This window comes from Pacificibacter sp., assembly GCF_039769035.1.
Taxonomy (GTDB): domain Bacteria; phylum Pseudomonadota; class Alphaproteobacteria; order Rhodobacterales; family Rhodobacteraceae; genus Celeribacter.
Genome location: NZ_JBDMZG010000213.1, coordinates 1 through 22,722 on the forward strand (window position 1 = coordinate 1; position 22,722 = coordinate 22,722).

Consider the following 22,722-nt stretch of genomic DNA (forward strand, 5'->3'; position numbering starts at 1 on the left):
GAAGCCAGCGGGCGCGAAGTCCGCGCACTTCTAAACAACACACAGTTTGATGAAAAAATTTCGGGCGCATCAAAAAATGCGCCCGTTTTTATTTTCGGATTTGGGGCGTCGTCCCTGCCCTACGGCAACGTCGCTAGGACTTCACGTCCGCAGGCATTTCATGCTCCGGTACGTGATAGCCGCTGGCATACTCGCGCACGAGCCTGCGGATTTCATCCCGATCAGCATCCGCGACAGCCGTTTCAAAATCTTTCAGCATCCGCTTGGTCATGATCTCACTGTGTTTCTCTTCCTGCGCGCGCAGAATTTTTTCATGCGGTGTCTCGGTGAGCGAGGCGCTGTCGATCAGCAGCTCTTCGTACAGCTTTTCACCAGGGCGCAGTCCGGTGACCTTAATCTCAATCCCATTGGGGGCGTTGGGCGATTGCACGGTCGCACCCGACATCTCAATCATGCGGCGCGCGATGTCGATGATCCGCATCGGTTTGCCCATATCCAAAACGAAGACATCACCACCCTCGGAAAACGCACCCGCTAACAACACAAGTCGCGAGGCTTCCGGAATCGTCATGAAAAAGCGCGTGACCTCAGGATGCGTGACGGTCACGGGGCCGCCATGGCGGATTTGTTTCTGAAACAGCGGCAACACGGACCCGGATGAGCCCAACACATTGCCGAACCGCACCATCGAAAACCGCGTTTTTACAGACCGCGTCGCAAGATCTTGCAGCACAAGTTCCGCCAAGCGTTTCGTGGCGCCCATGATGTTCGTCGGGCGAACGGCTTTGTCGGTGGACACCAGAATGAACCGCTCAACACCAGCGGCCAACGCCGTCTCTGCCAGCGTGCGCGTGCCAAGAATATTATTTCGCGCGCCCTCAATCTCGTTTTCCTCGATCAGCGGCACGTGCTTATAAGCTGCGGCGTGCAGCACGATTTCCACCTTCTGGGTGCGCATTATGGCTTCAACGCGGCGGCGATCGCACACAGACCCAAGGCGAGCGACGACTTCAATATTCTTGCTGGCCGCACCCGCCCGAAGCGCGGCCTCGATTTCATAAAGCGCGTATTCACTTTGCTCAAACAGCACGATGCGTTCCGGATTGCATTCCAACAATTGCTTGCAAAGCTCGGACCCAATGGACCCCCCTGCCCCCGTCACCATCACGCTACGACCGGCGTAGGATTTTGCCACAACAGGCAGGTCTAGGTTCACCTTCTCACGCCCAAGCAAGGCCTCTGGTGCAACAAGTTGAAGTTCCTTGCTGCGCCCAGAAATCAGATCGACAAAAGACGGCAGAACCTGAATTTCAACTCCTAGTTCACCGAGGTCTTCAACGATGCGTGCAACGCCAGACTGATCCAGCGAGGGGATGGCGATCAAAACCCGAGACACCTGCCCGCTTGCGACCATCCGCTTCAAACCATCGCGCGAATGCACCCGTAACCCTGCGATGTTGAGGCCTTTATAGGACGGGTCATCGTCAACAAAACAGACCGGAACAACCTCTGGGCTTTGACGGAGGGCAGACGAAAGCTGAATGCCCGCGGCTCCTGCCCCGAAAATTGCCACCGGCGTCGCATTGCGCGACTTAGCGATCCACAGAAGGCTGAGAATAACGCCAACACGGCCGAAAAACGAAAGTATGCAGAACGTTACAGCGAAAATAACCGGGATTGAACGCAGCGATCCAGCACCGAAGATCAAACTCGACAACGACGCCGTCGCACCCAGAAGGCAACCCACCGCCGCGATCCGCAAAGCGCCGCGAAAGTCCAAGGTTGAAAGCTTGATCCACGGTAGGCGGCAGACAATAATTGCAAACGGCGCGGCAACAAACATGACCACCAAAATCTGCCAAGAACTGGAGAGCCGATCTAGTGGAAATGCCGTACCGAACCGCAGCGCATAGGCAACATAAAGCGCAATTGGCACCAGCAGCATATCTGCAGCCAGCACAACCGTGCGCTTCATGCTACGAGGCAATCTTATGGACATAAAACTTTACCACTCTCTCCAACGGGTTGATTTTCAATAAGCATTTCTGAGCTCTTTGTCTACTGACTGCCAGGAATGCCCCGTTTAGGTGCGCGGACTTTGGTGGGCGATCCTTTGGAGACACTACTTCTGGATGTGTATAATGAGAGTGGAATAAAATATGGACGTGCTCTCTGGCCCAGAGTTTAACAGGTTGCGAAGATACCTGTGGGGGGCATGGCCCTCTATGCTTGGATCGCCTCAGCTGTAGATTTAGTTCGCTCCGGCTTCGCTGAAATTTCCCTACGCAACCAGCTTGTCGACGGCGCGGCGAACGACACGCCTCGAAACTATTCATGGTGACGGATTGCGCCAGCCGAAAGGCACAGAAAGACCATGCCGGTTCCCGGCAGGCCCAGCCGCCCCTTGGGGCGAATTCATTGCTTGCCCTATATTTTTCTAACCGCCGCAGATACCCGATCGCCCAAAGGCATTTTTGTTGTGTGGTGATTCGGGGGATGCTAAGATTGTGGTGCGAAGACAATCAGCGCTTTGGCGTTGCAGCCCTCGAAACTCTGGTTTCGAGGGTTTCTTTTTGCGTTATTCTCCTTGTTTGCTCATGTCCTCGTTTTCGACAGTTAACAGCTGTTAACTGCCCTCTCCTCTAGCCTCATCTTGAAACGTCTGGAGGGTTTCCTTGAGCAGTCGGTAGGTGTTCTCATCAAACCACTTTGCAAATGCCTTGTTCCGACCTGCGAAGCTGACATTTACGTGCAAGCCCACGAATTGGGTGTCGCTATCTCCCTTTTTGCTAACCTTCCTCACCACACTTACCCCAAACCGCCCTGAGCGGATCAACCCTGCGAGGGGGTTCCCTTGTGCTGCGCCACGGTGATCCACGGTCGCCATGAGACGAGCTCAATTCGTCACTTAGCAAAAGGAAAATTGACATGACACTCGAAGGTTCAATCACCCGCACAAACGACAACACTTTCACCGGCTGGATCGCCTCCCTGACATTCGATGTCGACATCGCAATCTCAGAAAACCCTCACAAGAAGACCGAAAAGCACTCAGACTTCGAGATCACTGCCAAATCCACGCGCAACCGCTCCATTCGCATCGGCAGCGCCTGGCAGGCCACAAGCCAAGCCGGCAATGACTACCTCTCCGTCGCCATCAACTTTGGCACTGGTGAAATCCGTGCCAACGCGGTCAAAAACGACACTAACGGTGAATATCACTTCATCCCCTACTCAAGTTAAGAAGTCAGGCGCGGGCTACCCCCTCGCCTTTCGCCCAAATTTCCGGTCCTTTGGGTTTTGCCGCGGTGTCCGCAATACGACTGTTTCCAAACCGTTTTAGTGGCGATGGGACAATCGCCACTTCTCTATGACAAGTTTAGATTTTAAGTATTTGATTTAAAACATTTTTTCTATGCACTTTTGCGCAGCCCTGATTTGGCTCAAGGTTTGATGAGTAGTTCACAACTTGAGCAGTGTGACACCTCCTCTACCCTCAACGTCCATTTCACATTGAGGATTAGGTCAATAGCATGTTGCGGCGATCGCTTTGTCTTGGTTGGCAGCTCACCCCAATTACATATGGCTGCAAAACCCTTGAGTGGAAGGTCGGGGCAGCGGGTGGAATGCTTGCGGATCAAGACCTGTTTCCAGTGTGCAATCACTTCGTTAGCCAATTCTAATGCCGCTGTAGACGAATAGACGCCTCTAACAGACCAAAACCGGATACTTCTGGGTCCTTGCCCGTGATGACAGGCCATGGAGCGGCGAGGACCCACCCGGCGTCGCCTTTACTTATGCGCCCGGACGATCAGGCCAGCACGCGGAAAACATCTTGAGCAGCTTCAGCGGCACCCTGCAAGTGGACGGATACGCAGGCTATAATCGGTTGCTCAAACGCCCGGCTCAGGATGTGATACTGGCATATTGCTGGGCGCACGCCCGTCGCAGTTGCATGACGTTACCCAGTCTGGCGCGGCTCCAATCGCACAAGAGGGCTTGGTGCAAATCCAGGCGCTCTATCGCATCGAAAAAGACCTGCGCGGCCTGAGCGCCGATCAACGCTGTGCTGCACGGCAGGAACGCTCAAAACCCATCATCGATGCATTCGAGCTTTGGCTCGCACAACACCGCGCCCGCGTCTCAACGAAATCGCCGACCGGTGAAGCCCTGAAATACATCGCCAAATACTGGGATGGCCTGTGCAGGTTCCTCGACGATGGCCGCATCGAACTCGACAACAACCCTGTCGAGCGCACCATTCGCCCCATCGCTCTGAACCGCAAAAACGCGCTCTTCGCCGGACATGATACCGGCGCTCAAAACTGGGCCGTCATCGCGTCCCTGATCGAGACCTGTAAACTCAATGGCATCGAGCCGCATGGATATCTGTCCGGCGTACTGACGGCCATCGCCACAGGGCACAAACAAACTGACATCAACGACCTATTGCCCTGGAACTACGCAAAGCCCGTGTGACTGGCGCACCGCTTACTTAGAACCGACAAAAAAACTCAACACTCTAGGGGAGGGCGCACCTAGAAAGGAATTTGAAGAACAATCTTCTTTTACACAATTCCAGACGAGGTCCTGCATCATCCCGAAAGGCGGCCGAGGATGCCTCTCAGGTTTTTTTTGACGAAGGACTTGATCCGCCCGAGGGCCCGTCCGCGACGGGCCAAACTCCATGCGTTTGGCGAACACTTAGTTGCATCTAGCTTGCGGCCAATACGAGTCTCTGCCCGGTGAATAGCGAAGCAATCCGGTTTGGGTCTGGCGACAAAATCTTCGAGATAGATAACCGGATCATCGTCTACTCCGATGGTTTTGCCATCGGGTCCCCCGAGCGCGACGAAGGTGAGAACAGGAACAGTGATACCTTCCATCTCAACGGTCGAAATGCTTGATGCAGTTGGGATCACTATTTCCAAGACACTGTGTTCTTCGGGCAGGTAGTTTCGGCCAGGTTCTCTGAAAAATCGGAAAGTCGCTATGCCGTTGTCGACTAATTGGTAGGCGTGAATATGAACGAAAAAGTAGGTCTCTTTCGTCGCTACATACTTAAAACTTGCCATTACGATCTTGTCGTTGACGCGATATTCTCGCCACGCCCGGTATTTCAGAAAGAGAAGCGACGGCTTGATATCGGATATCTTATCATCCAGACGTCCAAATGTTCCAAGATTGAGTTCCGGCGGGTCTTGCTGAAACGCATACTTGCCAGAGGCTTGTCGGTCACGTGTCACCTCGACAAACACCGGCAATCCTTCATCCGAAAGTACCCGCCGGATGCGCTCGATCAATTCGGTGCGCTTTTCTCCGTACAATTTGGTTTGCCGGTCGAGCAACGCCAGGCGACGTATTTCGGCCTGTTTGATTCTCTCCGTTTCCTGCTGAGCCAAAAACGTATCAAACTCTCCTGCGTCCATTCGGGCAAGCTTGATTGCACTGTCCCGTCCCGTGCGGGCAATCATTCTGGGTTCGGTCAGTTTGCTTTCGGGAACCGAGTAGTGCTTTTGCCAGTCCGGCACCACCTTTTCCAGATAGTCGAAGGTTCGGTTCATGTAGTCAATCGAGCCGGCTTGATTGCGCTCACAGCTTTTCGAGCCCCGCAACACCACATCAAAGCGTGAAAAGAAAAGAGTAGCCAACAGTTGGGAAAGAACTCTGCGTTGGGCGATTGAGCCCGGAGCGTAGCGATCAAAATGTTCGACTATCTTGTCGGCCGATTTGAACACGCCAAGAAAACGGTCGCTGTCGAACTTTGAAGTCGATGTTTCGTTTTGCACACGGCGATAGAAGAACAGCCTTTCCTGAACCCCTTCGATACGGTTTGCTCTTGCCAGAAGGTCAGGCATAATCCAGGAATCTTCAAAAATCTGGTTTTCTGGCAGTCGAATATGCCTGTTCCGAAACAGGCGGCGATGAAAGATCTTGTTTGGGAGATAGTTTCCAACGGCGAAGTACAAGTCCGGGTTTTTCTTTACAGATTTTCCGAACACCGGCTTGTTTCCGGTTCGGAACTTGAAGAAACCGTATCGGCCAGTATCCTGATAGAAATTGTAGAATTCGCAAGCTACGATATCGGCCTTGGCTTCGAGCGCGCGAGAAACGAGCGATTCGAACATGTGGGGCACGGCCCAATCATCGGCATCCAGAAAGCCTATAAACTTGCCACAGGCAGCATCGATCCCGACATTGCGGGCAGAACCTTGTCCGCCATTTTCCTTTTGGAACACCCGGATACGGGGATCTCTATCTGCGTAGGATTGGATCACCTGCAGGCTTTGATCGGTCGACCCGTCATCTATGACCAGAATTTCTATATCCCGGCAGGTTTGCCCGACAAGGCTGTTGAGGCACTGAGCCAGCAGGGTCTCGCAGTTGTAAACGGGCACAATAACCGAAACCAGTGGCGCTGGCCGGAAGGGCCATGGTAGCCGGATTCTTGCACGTTTTTGATACGGGCTTCCTAGACGCATGAGGGTCATATCAAACAATCAGGATCGTGATTATGTTCAAGTACGAAGGTCAAGTCTACCTTACACCGAGCAATTTTTTTGCGATGCGTTTCAGGCCATGACCCGGACTGAAAACGTTCAGGAACTTTCTAACGAAAAGCGGAACCCATTCCCGGGCGTTCGCGTACTTTTTCGCCCGCTCGGCTTCCCGTGCAAGACTTAACTCTTTTGTCGAGATGTCTTCCATGCGATAGTCGAAAAGGAGTTCCAGATAATGGCGTTCGATGGCATTTGGGTTCGCAAGGATATTACGTCCTTTTTTGGCATATGCCTCTTTGAACAGGCTGTCCCAATTGTCCAAAAAGATGTCATGTGAGTAGTCAGCTACACTTGCCGGAGCGTTTTCGGCGAGTTGCAGTCGGAAGTCTTCGTCCAACATCAGTTGTTCCAATCCGTTTGCAAACGCTTTGTAGTCCTTGACGTCACCGTGGACCAGCACACCATTCTCGCCATTCCGGACCAGATGATTTACGCCCTCGCATTCGCTAAATGCGACGACAGGAAGGCCACTGGCCAGAGCATCTACGGCCACAAGGGGAAAACCCTCGTATGCGGAAGGAAACGCGAGAATTTTCGCCTTTTGCATCTCTCCGATAACATCGTCGGTATGGTCGTTGACCTCAACCTGACCCTCAAGGTTCAGGCGTTTCACTAGCGCTTGGATATTGTTTTGTCCGCGCTTCCAGTTGCCCCCGAATAGTGAAAGTTTCCAATCTGGATGCCGAGATACGATTTCGGCAAAGGCTTTGACCAGAACCTGTGGTTGCTTCTGAATGTAGTCGTATCGGGCAAGGCAAAGGACCGTGTTCTCGCGCGTTGACAGATCAATTTTTTGTTCAACATTGATATTCGAGTTGAACGGGTTCCCGATTACCCTGGTCTTACTCGGCGGGCTAAAAGTACTCATATAGTTGGGCAGGAGCACATGATTGAAGTCAACGATAGCTCGCGCGGCTCTGTAGATTTCTGGGTTGATAAAATTCTTTGCGACAAGGATTTGTGTGTTGTGTTCGGACATGATGACAGGAACGGGCGTGCCAGCGAGCGCTCGAGGAACCCATAGGTTGGAGCGATTTGACCCCATTACAACGGCGATATCGGGATTGATACGGAGTATCAGGGATTTCATTCGTTCAGCATTGGTTACATCGAAGGGCTTGAAATCGCGAAAATACACCCGTGCATTTTTCCCGAGTCGAAACTGCCGTTCCGGCGACGGGACGTCATTTGTTAGGATCGAGAAAGTGTAGCCTCGGGACTCAAGTCCTTGGGTGATATTGTGAATAACTTTCTCGATACCGCCCACTGTCCAATGATGGGTATAAATCAGAACGTGCACACTCATGGCTTAGACTTTCTCATGGCCGCGATCACACGAAGGGCGTTCTTGTCGTCGCAGAATGTCATAAACTTGGATTTGACATCCTTGTACTTCTGATCGGGCTCGAAGTTTCCTGAGAGAGCCATTTCAAGCATTGCGTAGAGCTTTTCGAAACTGTCGATGGTTTCTTCGTGTGGACGGAATGATCCTGATTTATAAGCCAGACCACGGGTATACTCGTAGCTTTCAATATCAGGTTGATACAATACAACGGGCTTATCGCGTTGCATGATGTCGAAGTAAATACTCGAGTAATCTGTTATCAGCCCATCGACTTCCCGCAGCAAGAGAGTTGTCTCTGGAAAGCTGTTGAGATCCAGAACATTATTGGTAAAGAAACCGCGTTTTGTAGTTTTTCGGTTGTTGAGGTGTATTCTTTGGCCGAATAGTGCATTGTAGGACTCAAAGAGAGCATCCAGCTTCTCAAGCTGGGGAATCGTAAATTCCGACTTATCATCAAGCGGGCCACGCCAAGTTGGAGCGTACAGGAACAGTTTCTTCGAACCTTTCCTTGCACGAAGATTCACGATCTGCTCCCTGTAGTCAACCGGCAGTTTCTCTTCCGGCATGTGCAGTAAATCGTGGCGCGGAACCCCGGTCACAACGACAGCGTCGGGTCGTTTGGGCGAAAAACTCTCGATCATCGTCTGGCGGTCCAAGTCGGATGTCGAAGTTATCAACGCATACCGATTTGCATCATCGTGCCAATAAAGCTCGAGATTGTGATCGAGGGTCAATCCGATCTTCTTAAGCGTGATCGCATGCCACAGCTGAACCAGCTTTCGCCGCTTCGGATGTTTCATCATGTTGCGGTAGCCAAACTTTGGCGACAGTGCGTTGCCGGTGAAGAACACGCCAGCTCGCAAAATATAGTAAAGTGAACGAAAAGAAACGACAGGGACAAAAACAACGTTGTTTCCGTCTTTGATCAAGATATTCTCGTCAAATTTTCCATGAACAGCCACGATCTTTTTGATATTAGGGTCGTCCTTGACCGCCTCAAAAATGCCTCGTGGGTTATCAAGCGTATGTTGCGGGTAATACGCCCAGCTGGAAAACAGCCAGATATTGGGGCTCTTGGGGAAAATGAAGTCCACCCAGTAAAGGTAAGGCTCCAACCATCTTACATAAATTTTGCTTGAAAACGCTTTCGCCAGTTTGGATTTCGCTGCCGTTATTCGTTTCAAGAAGAAACGTGTAGGCGCCTTTTTTTGAATCCAGAAGTCTTTTCTCAAAACAAGCGGTTCGACAAGATTGCTTGAAAAGAATTGCCAGTCCTCTTCCGAAAGGAGATCCTCTACTCGTCTCACGAAATCTACATACTTTAACTTGAATTCTGATTGAAATTCAGGAGATTTTTGAAATATCACGCGATTTAGTCCACGCGTAAAATTGTTGATGTTCGCGAAAACAGTGGTCGGCGGTTTCAAGCCATACTTTGCGCGGATGGCGCACGCGCTTTCTGTGTAATAGGGGGGAAGTGTTTGAAAAATAGAATCGAGATATTCTGAAATCTGCGATCTCTTGAGTTCGCCCCAACCTGTCACGGTGGAGTATCTTTTGTTATAATTGTATAGTTGCTCGTCAAGAATGAATGCAGATTCCACCCGTTCCAACAAGCGAGGAGTGAATTCGATGTCTTCGAATGTCATTGCTTTCATTTCGATGTCATCAAACAACTCTTTCTTATAGAGTTTTCCACAAACCATCGGATAAAGCCGGGCGAAACCATCGCTCATGTCGATCCGAACTGAAACTTGTTCTCCTCGAATGATGCCGCTGCCATAGCTTTTGTTTTTCGACTTCGTCTTAAAAATGTAGCGAATGGCGCATTGGACCATGTCAACGTTGTGTTCGATCAATGTCTTGTAGAGACGAGACAGGAAATCGGCTTCAACGTAGTCGTCGTCATCAACAAATGAAATGAATTCGCCTTTTGCCAAAGCGACACCTTGATTCCGCGCTGGGCCTGCTCCGGCCGCGCCCTTTCCGTTTGAGATCACCACGAGGCGCGAGTCATTTGCAGACAGTTCAAGCAGGATTTCCTCGGAGCTGTCCGAACTATCGTTCACGATACAGATTAGCTCTAGGTTCTCGTAAGTTTGGGCAAGCACACTTTGGGCCGCATTTGCGACTTGCTCCTCTGTGTTGTGCACTGGCATAACAACACTAATCAACGGGAAGGTTGGTTTGCTATTCAAATTTGCGCTCCAAAAGTCATTTGAATTCCATCTGGGTAGTAACTAATCAGTGACTGTTATTTCGCCACGACTAGGCACCAGACTTTTCCAAGCTCGCACCTCCCGACCCGCTTTCAACATGTCTCTTTCTTACCTCATACGATCTCCTCGCATGCAGCGTCCAAACACGTACCTCGTCAGGATATCAAAGTCTAGAACATTCGGCTTAGCCGCCACGATTTCAAACGCTTCTCCTATTTGTCGTCCGCGTAGAAAATTCAGCAAAAAAGCATACATTTGGAGTAGCCTCTAGCTTCGGCAAGATACTGAAAATAACGCCAAATATTCAATATTTCACTCATCTGGACAGGAAAGTCACTTTGCGCTAGCACAGCGTAGGCATCAAATATTAGGAGCAATCCCATTCTAAGGTTTTTGAAACACTTCAGAAGGCGGCAAATTAAACGGTTCATTCCAAAGTCAGTAAAGACAGGTCGATATCGTGACCAAAGCCTAGGATCAGCCCCACTCACTATGAGAATCCCTTTTCATTTGCGGTTTACGGCAAGCAGTTTGCTCTCCACTGGCGATATCAAAGCGTTCCTCGCGGCAAATGCGGAACTGTGTTATTCGCCCCTTTCTCGACTGAATCCGCTTAAGCACCGAAAAGCCTTGATGGAATCTGGGATCGGGCTCTTGATCCTTGGAGATATTGAGAGTGCAGCGAAGCGGTTTGCAAAGGGACTTCAGGGTCAGCACCGCAAGCTTGTATCAAGAATTTGCACCTATGGGTATCCCGATGACATCGTGGAATGGGCTTCTCAAAATGAAGAGAATTTTACATCTGAAGCGCGCATTCTTGCCTTGATAGAATCATTTGTTGAGCACGATCAGCACGACGATATTGTTACATATTTTGTTGGCTTATATTTCGTCGACAGCCCAAGGGAAAACGCGAGATATGCAGATCTCTTCCTTACACACATCAAGTCTATCAGCAATGACAGTTACGGGGCGCTACAAAGTGCGATACGCCGCGCACTCTACCCCCGCCTGAGCTTTGATCCCAGCGAAAATTTTCAACCAGACGGGCCTCGATTTATTAAAGACCGTATCTTGCATGTCTTCGAGCAGTCTTTGCGGCTCTCGCCGACGCCTTTTGCTGATAGCCAAGAGATCGACGCCTTTTTTGGTGAGGACCTCGACACACAGTCCCGTGCCTCGGACGAGCTGGCTTTTCTTAAGCAGTCTGTAATCGGCCCTATCGTGCACGGGGTGCGTCATCTCATAAAGGGCGAGTACGCCAAAACGCAGGACCTGCTGAAGCCCTTTGCGAAGGAAACCGCCAAAGAATTTGAAGCACTCGGCGAAAAAACCGGCCCGAAGAAGGTCTTTATTGGCGGATACGGTTGGTCTGGATCTGGCGTGATTTATGATATCTTTCGCGGCTTTTCCCAGGTGCGCCCGATGTTCGGGGCACGCGCCGCACCGTTCTTAAACGAGGATGCAGATGTTGAGCCGATGATCCATCAAGGACCAGGAGGTCTGCTTGATCTTTTTGGCATGGCACGCAAAGCCCCCCAACACCGCAAAATGGCTCTTAAAAAATTTCTTCGGCTTTACGTTATCCTTGGCCCGCATCAGGACTATTTTGAATATAAGACCTTGAACTGCAACGAGAATCTTATCATCGAGTTAGGCATCGAACGATACTATCAATTGCTGACTGCATTTGTGTACGAATTGGCGTGCGGTCTGGATAAGAAAAGCGAACTAGCTTGTGACGCAGCCGCGAGCAGTTTCGAGCATCGGATCTACAATAGCCTCTTCCTGGAAGAAGATATTTGCGTGCTTTTCAACAACTCAGTGAATACGCAGAACGTCGAGCTCTTAGGCAAGGTGAAGGGCAACTGTCACTTTGTCGGGGTCGATCGGAACTTCTCGGATCAGTACTTGGATCAAAAACGCGAAAATCAATTCTTTTCGGATGCGCCTGTGAAATTCCTTGTACGAAAAGCGGTAAAATTACGTAATTTCTACAGAGGGGCTCGGGCGGCGACCCAAACACGTCCCAGCACCTATGCAGATCTGAAGATGGACACTGTGTTTTTCGAAGAATTGGTGACAGATCGCGAGATCGTCAAAGACATCTGCACCACTATTCTTGGTGAGTATGACGAAGCGCAGGCCTATCAGCACTTCGATCCCTCTATCTCGATCAACAATATCGGAAAATCGCGCGAAGGGCTGAGCATTTCGGAGCGCGCACAAATATCGACCTTCAGCTTTCTTCTCGCGCGACTGTCGAACCAACTTACCGCATCGCGATCGAAATGAGCTTGAAACTTGCCAAGATGGGATGGTTGCATCGCATCTTCAACACCCGTTACCCACTGCCGGTACGCGCGCTTTTGGCCACGTGCGCAGGCCTTACGGGGCTTGCGATTTCGCTGGACTGGCGCTCGAGCGTTGTGTTGTTTCACGGCATTCTTCGGGGCGATGATTTGAAATCCGAAATGCGGAGACTGTCCTGGATGGGTAAACGTGGCTGGCTATCTTTACCAATGCCAGAAGATCCAATGTTCGAGTTTTGCCAAGGTTTGGATCGCGCGCATTTACAGTTTTTGGAGCGGCGCCTGACGCGGCTTTGTGCGCGTAAGAACGCGCCACTTGCCGTCGAACTCGATCGTTTGCGCAGTCTGGCAACCCTCGCGCAAAACGCAGCTGAGTCTGCGCAAGACGCAGGTGACAGCACTGCGACCAAAAATGCGTTTCAGGCGCAGTATGATCAGCTGGCAAAGCGTATACGCAAGGACGAATTAAGACCGCACCGCCCTGAAGGACCCAAAAATGCGCAATCGGCGAAACCCAAAGTGCCCAAAGGCATGGACTTGGAAAACGCTTTAGCTGCGTTGAATGATTTGCATGCACTCTTCTCCGCCCATGACTTGCCCTGGTTCGCAATCGCAGGCACATTTCTTGGCGTTTACCGTGAGGGTGGTTTCATCAAGAACGACCTTGATATCGACATTGGCTTGATGGGCGACGATGTCGCATTGGATCAGCTTTTAAATGTCTTGAACACCAGCCCCGCGTTTCATATGTCACGCATTGAACATCAGTGCGATCTCTGGGGCAAAGACCAGCCACTAAATCGCCCTGCTTTCGTGCGTTTGATCCACAAGGGCGGGATCAATGTAGATATCTTTCTGCATTTTCAGGCAGGTGATAAACTGTGCCACGGCACATCTTCGCTTTTGTGGGAAAACACTGTTTTCGAACTTGCGCGCTACCCAGTCTATGGCCTTGAGGTTCTGGGCCCTACCCCGCCCGATCTATATCTCAAGGAAACCTATGGTGACTGGCAGACCCCCGCGACAGATTACAATTACCATCGCGACATGCCCTCGCTCACAGGAGCGCACAACTTTCTAGGAGCGGAGTATCTTCTGCGGCGCGAAGTACATTTTGGGAGAAGGCTATAAAACGCCTCGCTAAACAAAACTGAAATGCGAGATTTTCAGTATATTCTTACATTAAGTAGCACCTTCACATTTGACGCCCTTGCCCAAAGCAACTGGGCAGAATATGACACACCCAACCGCGAGATCCTTACATGTGTTGGGACAACTTGAGGGACAGATGCAACGCTTACGGAGTAGCGCCAAGATATGAGCATGCCCATCGCAATAAAAGATGTCATCCAAGGCTTCAAAAACTACGATTTCTGGGTCACGTTTGGGGCCAATGAAATCAAGAAGAAGTACCGACGTTCTAAGCTCGGGCAGTTATGGATTACACTGTCTGTTGCCATTTTTGTTTTCGCGATTGGAAACCTCTACAAGAGCCTTTTCAATATCGAAGGTGACTTCTACATGACCTATCTGGCTGTCGGCTATATCCTATGGCTGTTTATTTCAGGGGTTATCACTAGATCGGGCACGGTTTTTACTAAGAACCGCTCATTCTTGTTGCAACGCGATTGGCCTGCAACGACTTTTGTTCTCTGGTTGGTTTACAGTCAAATTTTGACCCTCGCCCACAACAGCATCATTCTTATCCCAATATTTATTTTTTGGGGAACCTGGCCCGATGTGACGGGCTTTTTTGTTGCCCTAGCCGGCTTTGGGGTTACATTTTTGACAGCCCTGTCCGTTGCTATGATTATTGGCATAACCGCCCTTCGATACCGGGACCTAGAACCCATACTTAAGTCGCTCATCCGCCTCGCGTTTTTCGCAACACCCATTATCTGGATTGAACGTGATCTTGGCCCAACTGGAAATTTGATCACAATGTTAAATCCATTCGGGTACTTCTTACGCATCGTACGAGACCCAATTCTCGGCTTTCCCATCAACCCAGTTGATTGGGTTGTGGCGGGTAGTGTGCTCACCCTGTGCACGCTCGGCGCCTTGCTATTGTTGTCGCGTACGAAACATCGCTTGGCATTCTGGTTGTAATCATGGCGCTCAAGATAAAAACAGATCAGCTTAAAGTGTCCTTTCCGGTTATCTCGAAGAAACGGCTCTTTTCCAAACCCGGACGAAAGAACAGTGCATCAACGAATGAATTTCGCGCGCTCGACGGTATTTCAGTAGAAATTCGGGATGGCGAACGTGTCGGGCTTTTGGGCATAAACGGCGCAGGGAAATCTACGTTTCTTAAAGTTTTGGCTGGCGTCTATGCTCCAACATCCGGAAAGTTGGAGATTAACGGGTGCATAACCAGCTTGTTCGATGTCAAGGTTGGTTTGGACAAAGAAGCATCGGGGTATGAAAATATTCCGTTGTTGATGGCAGCACGTGGTATTCCCCGCAGCCAATCAAAACATTTACTTGACGATATTGTCGAGTTTACCGAGCTTGGCGATGCGTTGGATCGACCAATCAGAACATATTCTTCGGGTATGCAATTGCGAATTGCTTTCGCTGTTGCGACAGCCCAATCCGCTGACATCTTACTGATGGATGAGATTATCGGTGTCGGTGATAAAAATTTTCGCGTGAAATCCATGATGCGCACGCAGCGCCTTTTGAGTGGGTCAGGTACGTTGTTGCTAGCGTCGCATTCGGCGGCCTATCTCACAGAGTATTGCTCCCGCGGGTTGATTTTTGAAAGTGGTAAAATTATTGCCGATGGACCTATTGATGAGATGATTGAACAGCATGAAAAATCAAAGTGATTTCGACGGGTTTGACGCGTTTTCTAAAATTGCCTTCCCCGAGCATAAACTCAAAGTAGATCCATATCTTAGCCGACTTTACCGCCCGGCCTCTCTGCGCCTAAGCTGGGTGCTTTTGAAGACGGGAATAACGCCTAATTCTATAACCTATCTGCAGATCATAGTTGGCCTATTGGGATGCTATGCAATCTACGCGATGCAAAACACTCTCGGTCTGGCAATCGGTGTCTTACTTTTGCATTTTGCTTACGTTCTCGATTGCGTGGATGGCGAAATCGCGCGAGCTACAAATACTGAAAGCATCCAAGGCATTTTTCTCGACAAATTTGCCCATGCGATCACCATGCCTGCGATTTTCTTATCTGTCGGTACTTATGTTGCCGCCCTACATCCTGGGGGCAGCCAATGGATGATCATCCTTTCCTGGCTTGCAAGTTTTGCGACATTCAACCCCGTCAGTCGCATTGTGTTGACCGTTGTTGATGCATTGCTGCGCAAAGGGGATGTAGAGCAATATAACGTTGCAAATTATCAAACATCGCAAGAGCAAACGCTGAATACCAAAGCCACTTTCATCAAACGTGCGATCCGATCCGTTGGTCATCCAGACCGTTCAACAGGCATCTTCTGGGTCGCTCTGCATCTGTTTCGTCATGTGTCTTATTTGGCCGGTATCTCGGTCCTTCTTGTGCTCCAGATAGTTGTTGGATCTTCTGTTCTCATTGTCACGATATGGATGCTCGCGTGCCTCGCTCTGGTTTTAAAAGAAGCGGCACTGCTACTCTTAGTTGTAAGAAGCGGGTTCATCGAGAAACGCCTGAGTGAAATTGCGCCAACTGCATCACAACCCGAGCATCCATCACCATAAATACCAAGCCACGGGGTAATCCCCCTAAAATTAATGGTTTTCAAAAGTGGAATTTTCTTGCCACAGCTCTTCATTGTTTTCTTCATCGGCCACTCCTCAGTGGTTACGATGAGCAACAAACCCTCTCTTAGCAAATCAACCTATTTGGACCCATAGGCGCTGACGTCGGACATCAACAAATTGGCAATACCCCATTGACCCACAAACAATCTTGGTGACGGCAAAGTTCGTCTCAAGGCTTGTCTGGCAAGAAATTTCGCATTTGCACTAGAATATCTAAGTGAAAGCGCATATCTGACGCTCAATTATCCCTGTGTGTACTTTCGTGCATGCGCGGGAAGAAAGATTTAAGCAGAGGATTCAAGAAAATGGCAATTGTATACGTCGGCATGAGCGCAGATATGATTCACCACGGACATATCAACATCATCAATGAAGCCGCAAAACACGGTGACGTCACCATTGGCTTGCTCACAGATAAGGCGATCGCGTCTTACAAGCGCTTGCCATACCTCACGTATGAAGAGCGTGAAGCTGTGGTCTCCGCGCTTAAGGGCGTTGTCAAAGTTATTCCACAAGAAACGCTAGACTACCGTCCAAACCTTGAAGCCCTCAAGCCAGACATTGTCGTACACGGAGATGATTGGAAAACCGGTGTTCAATCCAAAGTGCGCGATCAAGTGGTCGCAACACTAGCACAATGGGGCGGTAAACTGGTTGATGTTCCCTACACACCAGACATTTCTTCAACCAAACTTAACAAAGCTGTCAAAGCACAAGGCACCACCGCGGACCGCCGTCGCGCACAGTTCAAGCGTCTTGTGCACTCCAAAGACATCGTGCGCGTTCTTGAAACGCACAGTGGTATTTCCAGCCTGATTGCGGAAAACCTTGAAGTTGATGTGAACGGCTCGAAACGCTCTTTCGATGCGGTTTGGTCCAGCTCGCTGACCGACAGTACCAACAAGGGTAAGCCCGACATTGAAGCGGTTGATACCTCTGATCGCGCCAATACAATCAGCTCCATCTTCGAAGTCACAACCAAGCCTATGATTTATGACGGTGACACAGGCGGCAAGCCTGAGCACTTCGCCTTCACAGTGCGTACACTTGAGCGTTTGGGCGTCTCCGCGATTGTGATCGAGGATAAGACAGGCCTTAAGAAGAACTCTTTGTTTGGCACGGATGTTGCACAGACGCAGGACACCATCGAAGATTTCTGCGCGAAGATCCAAACTGGTAAGAACGCACAAGTGTCCGAGGACTTCATGGTCTTTGCGCGTTGCGAAAGCCTCATCCTTGATAAAGGCATGGACGACGCGGTTGAGCGTTGCAAAGCCTACCTTGCCGCAGGCGCTGATGGCATCATGATTCACTCGCGTCTTGAGGACGGTCAGGAGATCATGGATTTCTGTAAGCTCTATCAAGAGTTCGGCTTGGGTCGTCCTTTGATCGTTGTTCCATCAGCCTTCGACAAAATCACAGAAACAGAGTTTGCAAAAGCTGGCGTAAATATCGTGATCTACGCAAACCACATGCTGCGCGCGGCCTATCCTGCGATGCTTGATGTGGCGACAACCATTCTTGAGAACGAGCGTTGCTTTGACGTGCGTCCGAAATGTCTGTCTATCAAGCAGATCCTCGAAATGATTCCAGGGACTAAATAATGCTGGCTCCTTCCGATTATCTCCGCGTTCTTGGCGATGCAGGTGTGACGTTCTTTACGGGCGTCCCTGACAGTCTTCTGAAAGAATTCTGTGCCTGCGTGACTGTATCTCTGAAACCAGAGGACCACGTCATTGCGGCCAATGAAGGCGCCTCCGTGGGTTTAGCAATTGGTCACTATATTGGCACCGGTGCTTTGCCTTTGGTCTATTTGCAGAACTCCGGCTTGGGCAACACGGTCAACCCGCTGTTGTCGCTGGCAAGCCCGGAAGTTTATGGCACACCTATGCTGCTCATGCTGGGCTGGCGCGGTGAGCCGGGCAAGAAAGACGAACCCCAGCACGTCCACCAAGGGCGTGTAATGATTAAGATGTTGGAAGATATGGACCTGCCTGTTGTGGTGCTCTCGGATGACATCACGGAAGCAGAAGCGCAAACCAAAGCGGCCGCGCAGCAAGCTCGTGACATCAATGGTCCTGTCGCGCTTGTTGTGAAAAAGGGTACGTTCGACAGCTATGCGGCGCCCAAGGCCGAAGCTGATCTGCCAATGGGTCGCGAAGAAGCGATCATGGCAGCTGCTGAAACCCTTGAAGACGACGCAGCCGTTATTTGCACCACCGGCATGCCAAGCCGTGAATTGTTTGAATTTCGAGCGCGCAATGAGGCTGGTCACCACCGTGATTTTCTCACCGTGGGCGGCATGGGACATGCAAGTCAGATCGCACTTGGTCTGGCCATGGCGCAAACCGATCGTCCGGTCTATTGCTTTGATGGCGATGGTGCAGCTTTGATGCATATGGGGTCCATGGCGATCACCGGTCAGTCAAACGCCAAGAACCTCATACATCTGGTGTTCAACAATGGTGTCCACGGCTCCGTTGGCGGTCAGCCAACTGTTGGCTTTGACATCGACATTCCCACAATCGCGACAGCCTGTGGCTATGCTTCAGCGCAACGCGTTGACACAAAGGAGGCTTTGCAAAACGCTATTGCGGCGGCTAAGGCGACAAATGGCGTGACCTTCATTGAAGTACAGGTACGCCCGGGCAACCGTGCGGATATTGGGCGGCCAACATCAACACCTGCACAGAACAAAATTGCGATGATGAAATTTCTTGGTGTGTTGTGACCCGCATTACTAAAATTCTACCTGGGATCGGATCACTGTCTCAACTGTCCGATATTCGCGCAGCGTTTGATGCGAAGACTGTCTTGCTTGTGACAGGCAAAGCGTCTTATGCGGCAAGTGGCGCGAAAAACATCGTCGATGCGGCGCTGCAAAACGACAACGTCGTGCAATTCAGTGATTTCGATGTGAACCCTAAGATAGAAGATGCAGAGCGCGGTGTCGCCATCGCCAAAGAGGCTGGCGTCGATTTGATCGTTGGCGTTGGCGGCGGCAGCGTCATGGATATGGCCAAGCTTATCAAAGCTTTCTACACGGCACCAGAGAAGTCCAAAGAGCTTGCCAAAGGCGAGCTCGGGATGACCGATCCGGGCATCCCGATGGTGCTGGTTCCAACAACTGCGGGCTCGGGCAGCGAAGCAACCCACTTCGCAGTCGTCTATATTGGCTTGGACAAATACTCTCTGGCTTCACAACTATTGCTGCCAGAGGGCGTCATCTTGGACGGCTCTTTGATCGCCTCGGCCTCGCCCTATCAAATGGCCTGCAACGGTCTGGACGCTTTGGCACAAGCCATTGAAAGCGCATGGGCGGCGGGTTCTACCGAGGAAAGTCGCGAATATTCTTTCCGCGCCGTGTCGCTCTGTACGAAATACCTGCAGGACGTCTTAGCACCGGGTGCTGGCGAAGACGCGCTGCAAGGGATGATGGAAGCCGCCAATCTTGCGGGCAAAGCCATCAACATTTCTAAAACCACCGCGGCTCATGCCTGGTCTTACGCCATCACCAGCCATCACGGCGTGCCACATGGCCATGCGGTTTGGCTGACCCTGCCACGCATCTTCGAGATGCACGCAACGGCAAACGTTAATGTGGTGACCGACCCGCGCGGTATGGATCACTTCACCGCTATTATGGAGCGTTTGATGAACATCTGGGGCATCACCTCAGCAGGCGATAGCGCAAGCCACCTCAAGGCCTATCTGAAAGCGATCAACGTCGAAAGCGACATGGCTGCGATCGGTGCGGACACCGCTAAAAAACGTGCGTTCCTCTCCAAACAAGTGAACATGCAACGCATGTCCAACAACCCGGTTGGCCTGACGCAGGTGCATATGGATCAAATTTTCGATCTGTAACAGCGTACCGCTTTAGCGTCGCCGCTTAAACACAGTATGAAGCATGATAAGGCAATCAAAGCACAGGCTGCGCTTTGATTGATAAATCATATCCAGCTTGGCCTTTCTGGGGATGCATTGACGGCAATATATCGCGTCAGTTTCTTCAGAATCCTGAGTGCTCGCCAAAAGATGTTCTTCGTGTTTGCTGAAATAAACCGAGGCAAGGCCAGTCACACCGGGGCGTGATCTCAGCAGAGGCCCGTAGACCTCGGGAAAGCGCTCCACGTATTGGCGTAGCGGCGGTCGCGGCCCGACAAAACTGATGTCGCCTTTCAGAACGTTCCAAAGCTGGGGAATTTCATCGATGCGTTTACCGCGCAGGAATGCCCCGGTGCGTGTGATGCGACCCGATTTGTCACCCCCCGAGACCCCCGCGTCCTGCGACACAGGTTTCATCGTTCTAAACTTGAGAAGCTGAAAACCCCTTGTTGGTGTCTGCATCCGCTCGGAGACGTAAAACACTGGGCGCCCATCCAGACACAGGATCAGTACACTAACCACCAGTAAGGCGGGGCTTAACAGAACAGTTAGAATGAGCGCACAGGTAAAATCAAATACGCGCTTGGAATAGGTCATTTGGACAAAGTGCTCTTCCATTGAGTGATCATGACAGCGGGCCTGCTATCTGACGGGGTGAACGAATGCAGCGTGCAAAGCAAGCGACAGTCGAGCAGAATTTTCTGAAACGCCTCATTCGCGCCTGCGCGCGGGGTCCAAGGATGCTCTGCCGCATCTGCGAGAGCCTCCATCGCAATCGCTTCAGGCGCTGCAATGTTCAAACAAGGCGGTAGCGCTGCGGGATGATGCGCGAGCGTCTCAAGCACCGATGCAAGGCTCGCAGGACCAATGTAGGACCGTAGTGGCCCGCGCGCGTCCTCAAATGTATCAATCGTAACTGGCGCACCCGCTTGTGAGCGCGCAATGTTAAGCAACAGCGCGTCCGCCCCCGCGACATTGCCGATCCGCAGGCAACAGATCTCAAGGGTATTTGAACGCCACGCATCGCACGCCTGCTCCATCACAAGTTTTGCGCGCCCATAGTCATTCACCGGATTACAAGGCGCGGTTTCAGCAAAAGGCTGCCCGTCCCCGAGACCATAGACCGCAGAGGTCGACGCCAGCAAAACACGCGCAATGCCCGCCTCTTTAGCGGCCTGTAAACACGCATCTGCAATAGCTGTGTTTAAAGATAGATCGCGCCCCTCTCCGGGGGTGACCCCCGCAAGGACAAGCATTGTTTTGACAGATCCATAGCGCTGGATCCAATCTCTCAACGCTCGCGCACCGGAAAGAGGGTCCCAGTTTAAATGCTGCGCATCTGTTGGATCGCCCTGCGCGCGCCCTTGCAGAACCACATGCATCGCGGGTGCAACCATACACCCCACGCGTCCCGACGCTCCGACAAGAATAACATTTTCTTTCACGCAGTCTCTCTTTTCAGGTGGACGATTGCCTGTCTTGCTAAACTCTGATTTTGCACCTTCACAGGAAAGCCTTCAATACGATTGGCAATCAGGCATTGCAAGGCAGCGGTGTCTGAGCGTCCAGACAGCGGGTGTGAACCACTGGTCCTGCGATAGTCCGATATCCGGTATTGAAAGCGCGTGAATGTCAGGCAGAAGACCAATTGCATCATCGGTCAAACACACAAATTGAATGGGACCTGTCACATGCGCGCGACAAGCACGGTACAGAATATTTACATATTCGGGCGAAAAGACATCCCCCCACTTCATACATAAAATCAATCGCGTTGGTGTGTTTGGTGCCATTTCGGCGTGTAATCCTGTAGGTTAAGCTTGGATATCGAAGGCTTGCGAAAGTAGTTATTCCGTTTGTTCAGCGGCATTTGGCGACGTGTACAAAAGAAGCAGCGTAACTGTGAATACGAACATCGACAGAGTCACGCTATGGCTGAAAATAACGTCCGTCAAAGACAATGCAAAAAGTTGGGACAAAAATACGAGGACAACCAAGAGATGATGTCGAGTTCGCGCAGTCCAAAAAAGACCCGCGTAACTCAATACTAACAAAACCGCTGCAGGTATACCGAAGCGCACGGAAATGTTGATAAGCTCGTTATGAAAATGCGGTTGTGTACGAATACCATCAGGTGCTTGGACTGCCACCAACACCTGATCAGTTAAAGCCATGTCCCTTCCCCAACCGAACCAAGGTTGCTGCAATATTAAGTCGAAGCCTGCTTTCCATATCCAAGCTCGATGCACTCCGGAAGCACCGCTTACAACTTCTACACTGGGGGCTTCACCAACCACCGCTCCAGCGGGAGCCTCAACCGCCACGTCAGTCATTACGCCGAAGTCGAGCGCTGCGAACCTACTAAAGATTCCGTTTGCAACATCCGGCGCCAAAATACCTTGCAAAGGTATAATCAAGACGCATCCTAGAACGATCAACAAACGGGTGCGTACCGCCTGTTTTGTGAGAAGCAGCCAAATAGTCAAAAGGTAGATCGCGACCGCCACCGGCATCCTGCTTCCAGTTAGAAAAACAACCCAAAACACACCGCGTCTGATGAAATTTATGAACGACTTTGGACTGGTCACGGGCCGCGATCCAAAAGGCGAATATCACGCCATGACGGACGTGATCCA

The 22,722-nt window shown here is 51.0% G+C and carries 16 protein-coding genes and 1 pseudogene; 10 read left to right on the forward strand and 7 right to left on the reverse strand.

Translation table 11 applies throughout. The annotated features are described in order from the left end of the window. Nucleotides 1–133: 133 nt before the first annotated feature. The gene (locus ABF287_RS16875) at nucleotides 134–1,975 is read right to left on the reverse strand and encodes a nucleoside-diphosphate sugar epimerase/dehydratase (RefSeq protein WP_347186165.1); all 1,842 of its coding nucleotides are present in this window, start codon (nucleotides 1,973–1,975) and stop codon (nucleotides 134–136) included. A 953-nt stretch (nucleotides 1,976–2,928) separates the two neighbouring features. Here ABF287_RS16875 and ABF287_RS16880 point away from each other — a divergent pair. Next, entirely contained in the window at nucleotides 2,929–3,243 is a 315-nt protein-coding gene (locus tag ABF287_RS16880; RefSeq protein WP_347186166.1) for a DUF736 family protein, read from the forward strand. A gap of 457 nt (nucleotides 3,244–3,700) precedes the next feature. Further along, nucleotides 3,701–4,479, forward strand: a pseudogene (locus ABF287_RS16885) (IS66 family transposase); the annotation flags it as partial. Nucleotides 4,480–4,595: 116 nt separating this feature from the next. Here ABF287_RS16885 and ABF287_RS16890 read toward each other — a convergent pair. Genes ABF287_RS16890 through ABF287_RS16900 form a run of 3 tightly spaced genes read right to left on the reverse strand, consistent with a single transcriptional unit; the run spans nucleotide 4,596 to nucleotide 10,103 of the window. Further along, nucleotides 4,596–6,491, reverse strand: coding sequence for a glycosyltransferase family 2 protein (locus tag ABF287_RS16890; RefSeq protein WP_347186180.1), 1,896 nt, complete (start codon nucleotides 6,489–6,491; stop codon nucleotides 4,596–4,598). 46 nt (nucleotides 6,492–6,537) lie between these two features. Beyond that, entirely contained in the window at nucleotides 6,538–7,866 is a 1,329-nt protein-coding gene (locus tag ABF287_RS16895; protein ID WP_347186167.1) for a glycosyltransferase, read from the reverse strand. Continuing rightward, nucleotides 7,863–10,103 carry a CDP-glycerol glycerophosphotransferase family protein gene (locus tag ABF287_RS16900; protein WP_347186168.1) on the reverse strand — a complete coding sequence of 747 codons (2,241 nt, stop codon included), beginning with the start codon at nucleotides 10,101–10,103 and terminating at the stop codon, nucleotides 7,863–7,865. Before ABF287_RS16900 ends, ABF287_RS16895 begins: the two co-directional genes overlap by 4 nt. 513 nt (nucleotides 10,104–10,616) lie before the next feature. Here ABF287_RS16900 and ABF287_RS16905 point away from each other — a divergent pair. The 8 genes from ABF287_RS16905 to ABF287_RS16940 all read left to right on the forward strand — a co-directional run bounded on the left by ABF287_RS16905 (nucleotide 10,617) and on the right by ABF287_RS16940 (nucleotide 20,065). Further along, a complete protein-coding gene (locus tag ABF287_RS16905; RefSeq protein WP_347186169.1) occupies nucleotides 10,617–12,419 on the forward strand; it encodes a hypothetical protein in 1,803 nt (600 codons plus the stop codon). Beyond that, nucleotides 12,416–13,567 carry a LicD family protein gene (locus ABF287_RS16910; RefSeq protein WP_347186170.1) on the forward strand — a complete coding sequence of 384 codons (1,152 nt, stop codon included), beginning with the start codon at nucleotides 12,416–12,418 and terminating at the stop codon, nucleotides 13,565–13,567. Before ABF287_RS16905 ends, ABF287_RS16910 begins: the two co-directional genes overlap by 4 nt. 186 nt (nucleotides 13,568–13,753) lie before the next feature. Further along, nucleotides 13,754–14,545, forward strand: a complete 792-nt coding sequence (locus ABF287_RS16915; RefSeq protein ID WP_347186171.1) for an ABC transporter permease — start codon at nucleotides 13,754–13,756, stop codon at nucleotides 14,543–14,545. A gap of 2 nt (nucleotides 14,546–14,547) precedes the next feature. Continuing rightward, nucleotides 14,548–15,267, forward strand: a complete 720-nt coding sequence (locus ABF287_RS16920; protein ID WP_347186172.1) for an ATP-binding cassette domain-containing protein — start codon at nucleotides 14,548–14,550, stop codon at nucleotides 15,265–15,267. Further along, nucleotides 15,251–16,135: a CDP-alcohol phosphatidyltransferase family protein gene (locus ABF287_RS16925; RefSeq protein ID WP_347186173.1), complete on the forward strand. Its 885-nt coding sequence runs from the start codon at nucleotides 15,251–15,253 to the stop codon at nucleotides 16,133–16,135. Before ABF287_RS16920 ends, ABF287_RS16925 begins: the two co-directional genes overlap by 17 nt. 368 nt (nucleotides 16,136–16,503) lie before the next feature. Further along, nucleotides 16,504–17,802 carry a phosphoenolpyruvate mutase gene (aepX, locus tag ABF287_RS16930; protein ID WP_347186174.1) on the forward strand — a complete coding sequence of 433 codons (1,299 nt, stop codon included), beginning with the start codon at nucleotides 16,504–16,506 and terminating at the stop codon, nucleotides 17,800–17,802. After that, a complete protein-coding gene (aepY, locus tag ABF287_RS16935) occupies nucleotides 17,802–18,929 on the forward strand; it encodes a phosphonopyruvate decarboxylase (protein WP_347186175.1) in 1,128 nt (375 codons plus the stop codon). Before aepX ends, aepY begins: the two co-directional genes overlap by 1 nt. After that, complete coding sequence (locus ABF287_RS16940; RefSeq protein WP_347186176.1) at nucleotides 18,926–20,065, forward strand: phosphonoacetaldehyde reductase; 1,140 nt, start codon at nucleotides 18,926–18,928, stop codon at nucleotides 20,063–20,065. Before aepY ends, ABF287_RS16940 begins: the two co-directional genes overlap by 4 nt. A 12-nt stretch (nucleotides 20,066–20,077) precedes the next feature. Here the strand turns inward: ABF287_RS16940 and ABF287_RS16945 are convergent, their stop codons facing one another. The 3 genes from ABF287_RS16945 to ABF287_RS16955 all read right to left on the reverse strand — a co-directional run bounded on the left by ABF287_RS16945 (nucleotide 20,078) and on the right by ABF287_RS16955 (nucleotide 22,674). Then, a complete protein-coding gene (locus ABF287_RS16945; protein ID WP_347186177.1) occupies nucleotides 20,078–20,683 on the reverse strand; it encodes a sugar transferase in 606 nt (201 codons plus the stop codon). Further along, nucleotides 20,680–21,531 (reverse strand): NAD-dependent epimerase/dehydratase family protein, encoded by an 852-nt coding sequence (locus ABF287_RS16950; RefSeq protein WP_347186178.1) that lies wholly within the window; start codon nucleotides 21,529–21,531, stop codon nucleotides 20,680–20,682. Before ABF287_RS16950 ends, ABF287_RS16945 begins: the two co-directional genes overlap by 4 nt. Nucleotides 21,532–21,933: 402 nt before the next feature. Further along, nucleotides 21,934–22,674 carry an O-antigen ligase family protein gene (locus ABF287_RS16955; protein WP_347186179.1) on the reverse strand — a complete coding sequence of 247 codons (741 nt, stop codon included), beginning with the start codon at nucleotides 22,672–22,674 and terminating at the stop codon, nucleotides 21,934–21,936. Nucleotides 22,675–22,722: the final 48 nt, after the last annotated feature.

Coding starts and splice junctions, on each gene's coding strand:
- ABF287_RS16915 (WP_347186171.1), top strand. CDS start 13,754: ATGAGCATGCCCATCGCAATAAAAGATGTCATCCAAGGCTTCAAAAAC.
- ABF287_RS16895 (WP_347186167.1), bottom strand. CDS start 7,866: ATGAGTGTGCACGTTCTGATTTATACCCATCATTGGACAGTGGGCGGT.
- aepY (WP_347186175.1), top strand. CDS start 17,802: ATGCTGGCTCCTTCCGATTATCTCCGCGTTCTTGGCGATGCAGGTGTG.
- ABF287_RS16925 (WP_347186173.1), top strand. CDS start 15,251: ATGAAAAATCAAAGTGATTTCGACGGGTTTGACGCGTTTTCTAAAATT.
- ABF287_RS16875 (WP_347186165.1), bottom strand. CDS start 1,975: ATGAAGCGCACGGTTGTGCTGGCTGCAGATATGCTGCTGGTGCCAATT.
- ABF287_RS16920 (WP_347186172.1), top strand. CDS start 14,548: ATGGCGCTCAAGATAAAAACAGATCAGCTTAAAGTGTCCTTTCCGGTT.
- ABF287_RS16880 (WP_347186166.1), top strand. CDS start 2,929: ATGACACTCGAAGGTTCAATCACCCGCACAAACGACAACACTTTCACC.
- aepX (WP_347186174.1), top strand. CDS start 16,504: ATGGCAATTGTATACGTCGGCATGAGCGCAGATATGATTCACCACGGA.
- ABF287_RS16890 (WP_347186180.1), bottom strand. CDS start 6,491: ATGACCCTCATGCGTCTAGGAAGCCCGTATCAAAAACGTGCAAGAATC.
- ABF287_RS16905 (WP_347186169.1), top strand. CDS start 10,617: ATGAGAATCCCTTTTCATTTGCGGTTTACGGCAAGCAGTTTGCTCTCC.
- ABF287_RS16910 (WP_347186170.1), top strand. CDS start 12,416: ATGAGCTTGAAACTTGCCAAGATGGGATGGTTGCATCGCATCTTCAAC.
- ABF287_RS16945 (WP_347186177.1), bottom strand. CDS start 20,683: ATGACCTATTCCAAGCGCGTATTTGATTTTACCTGTGCGCTCATTCTA.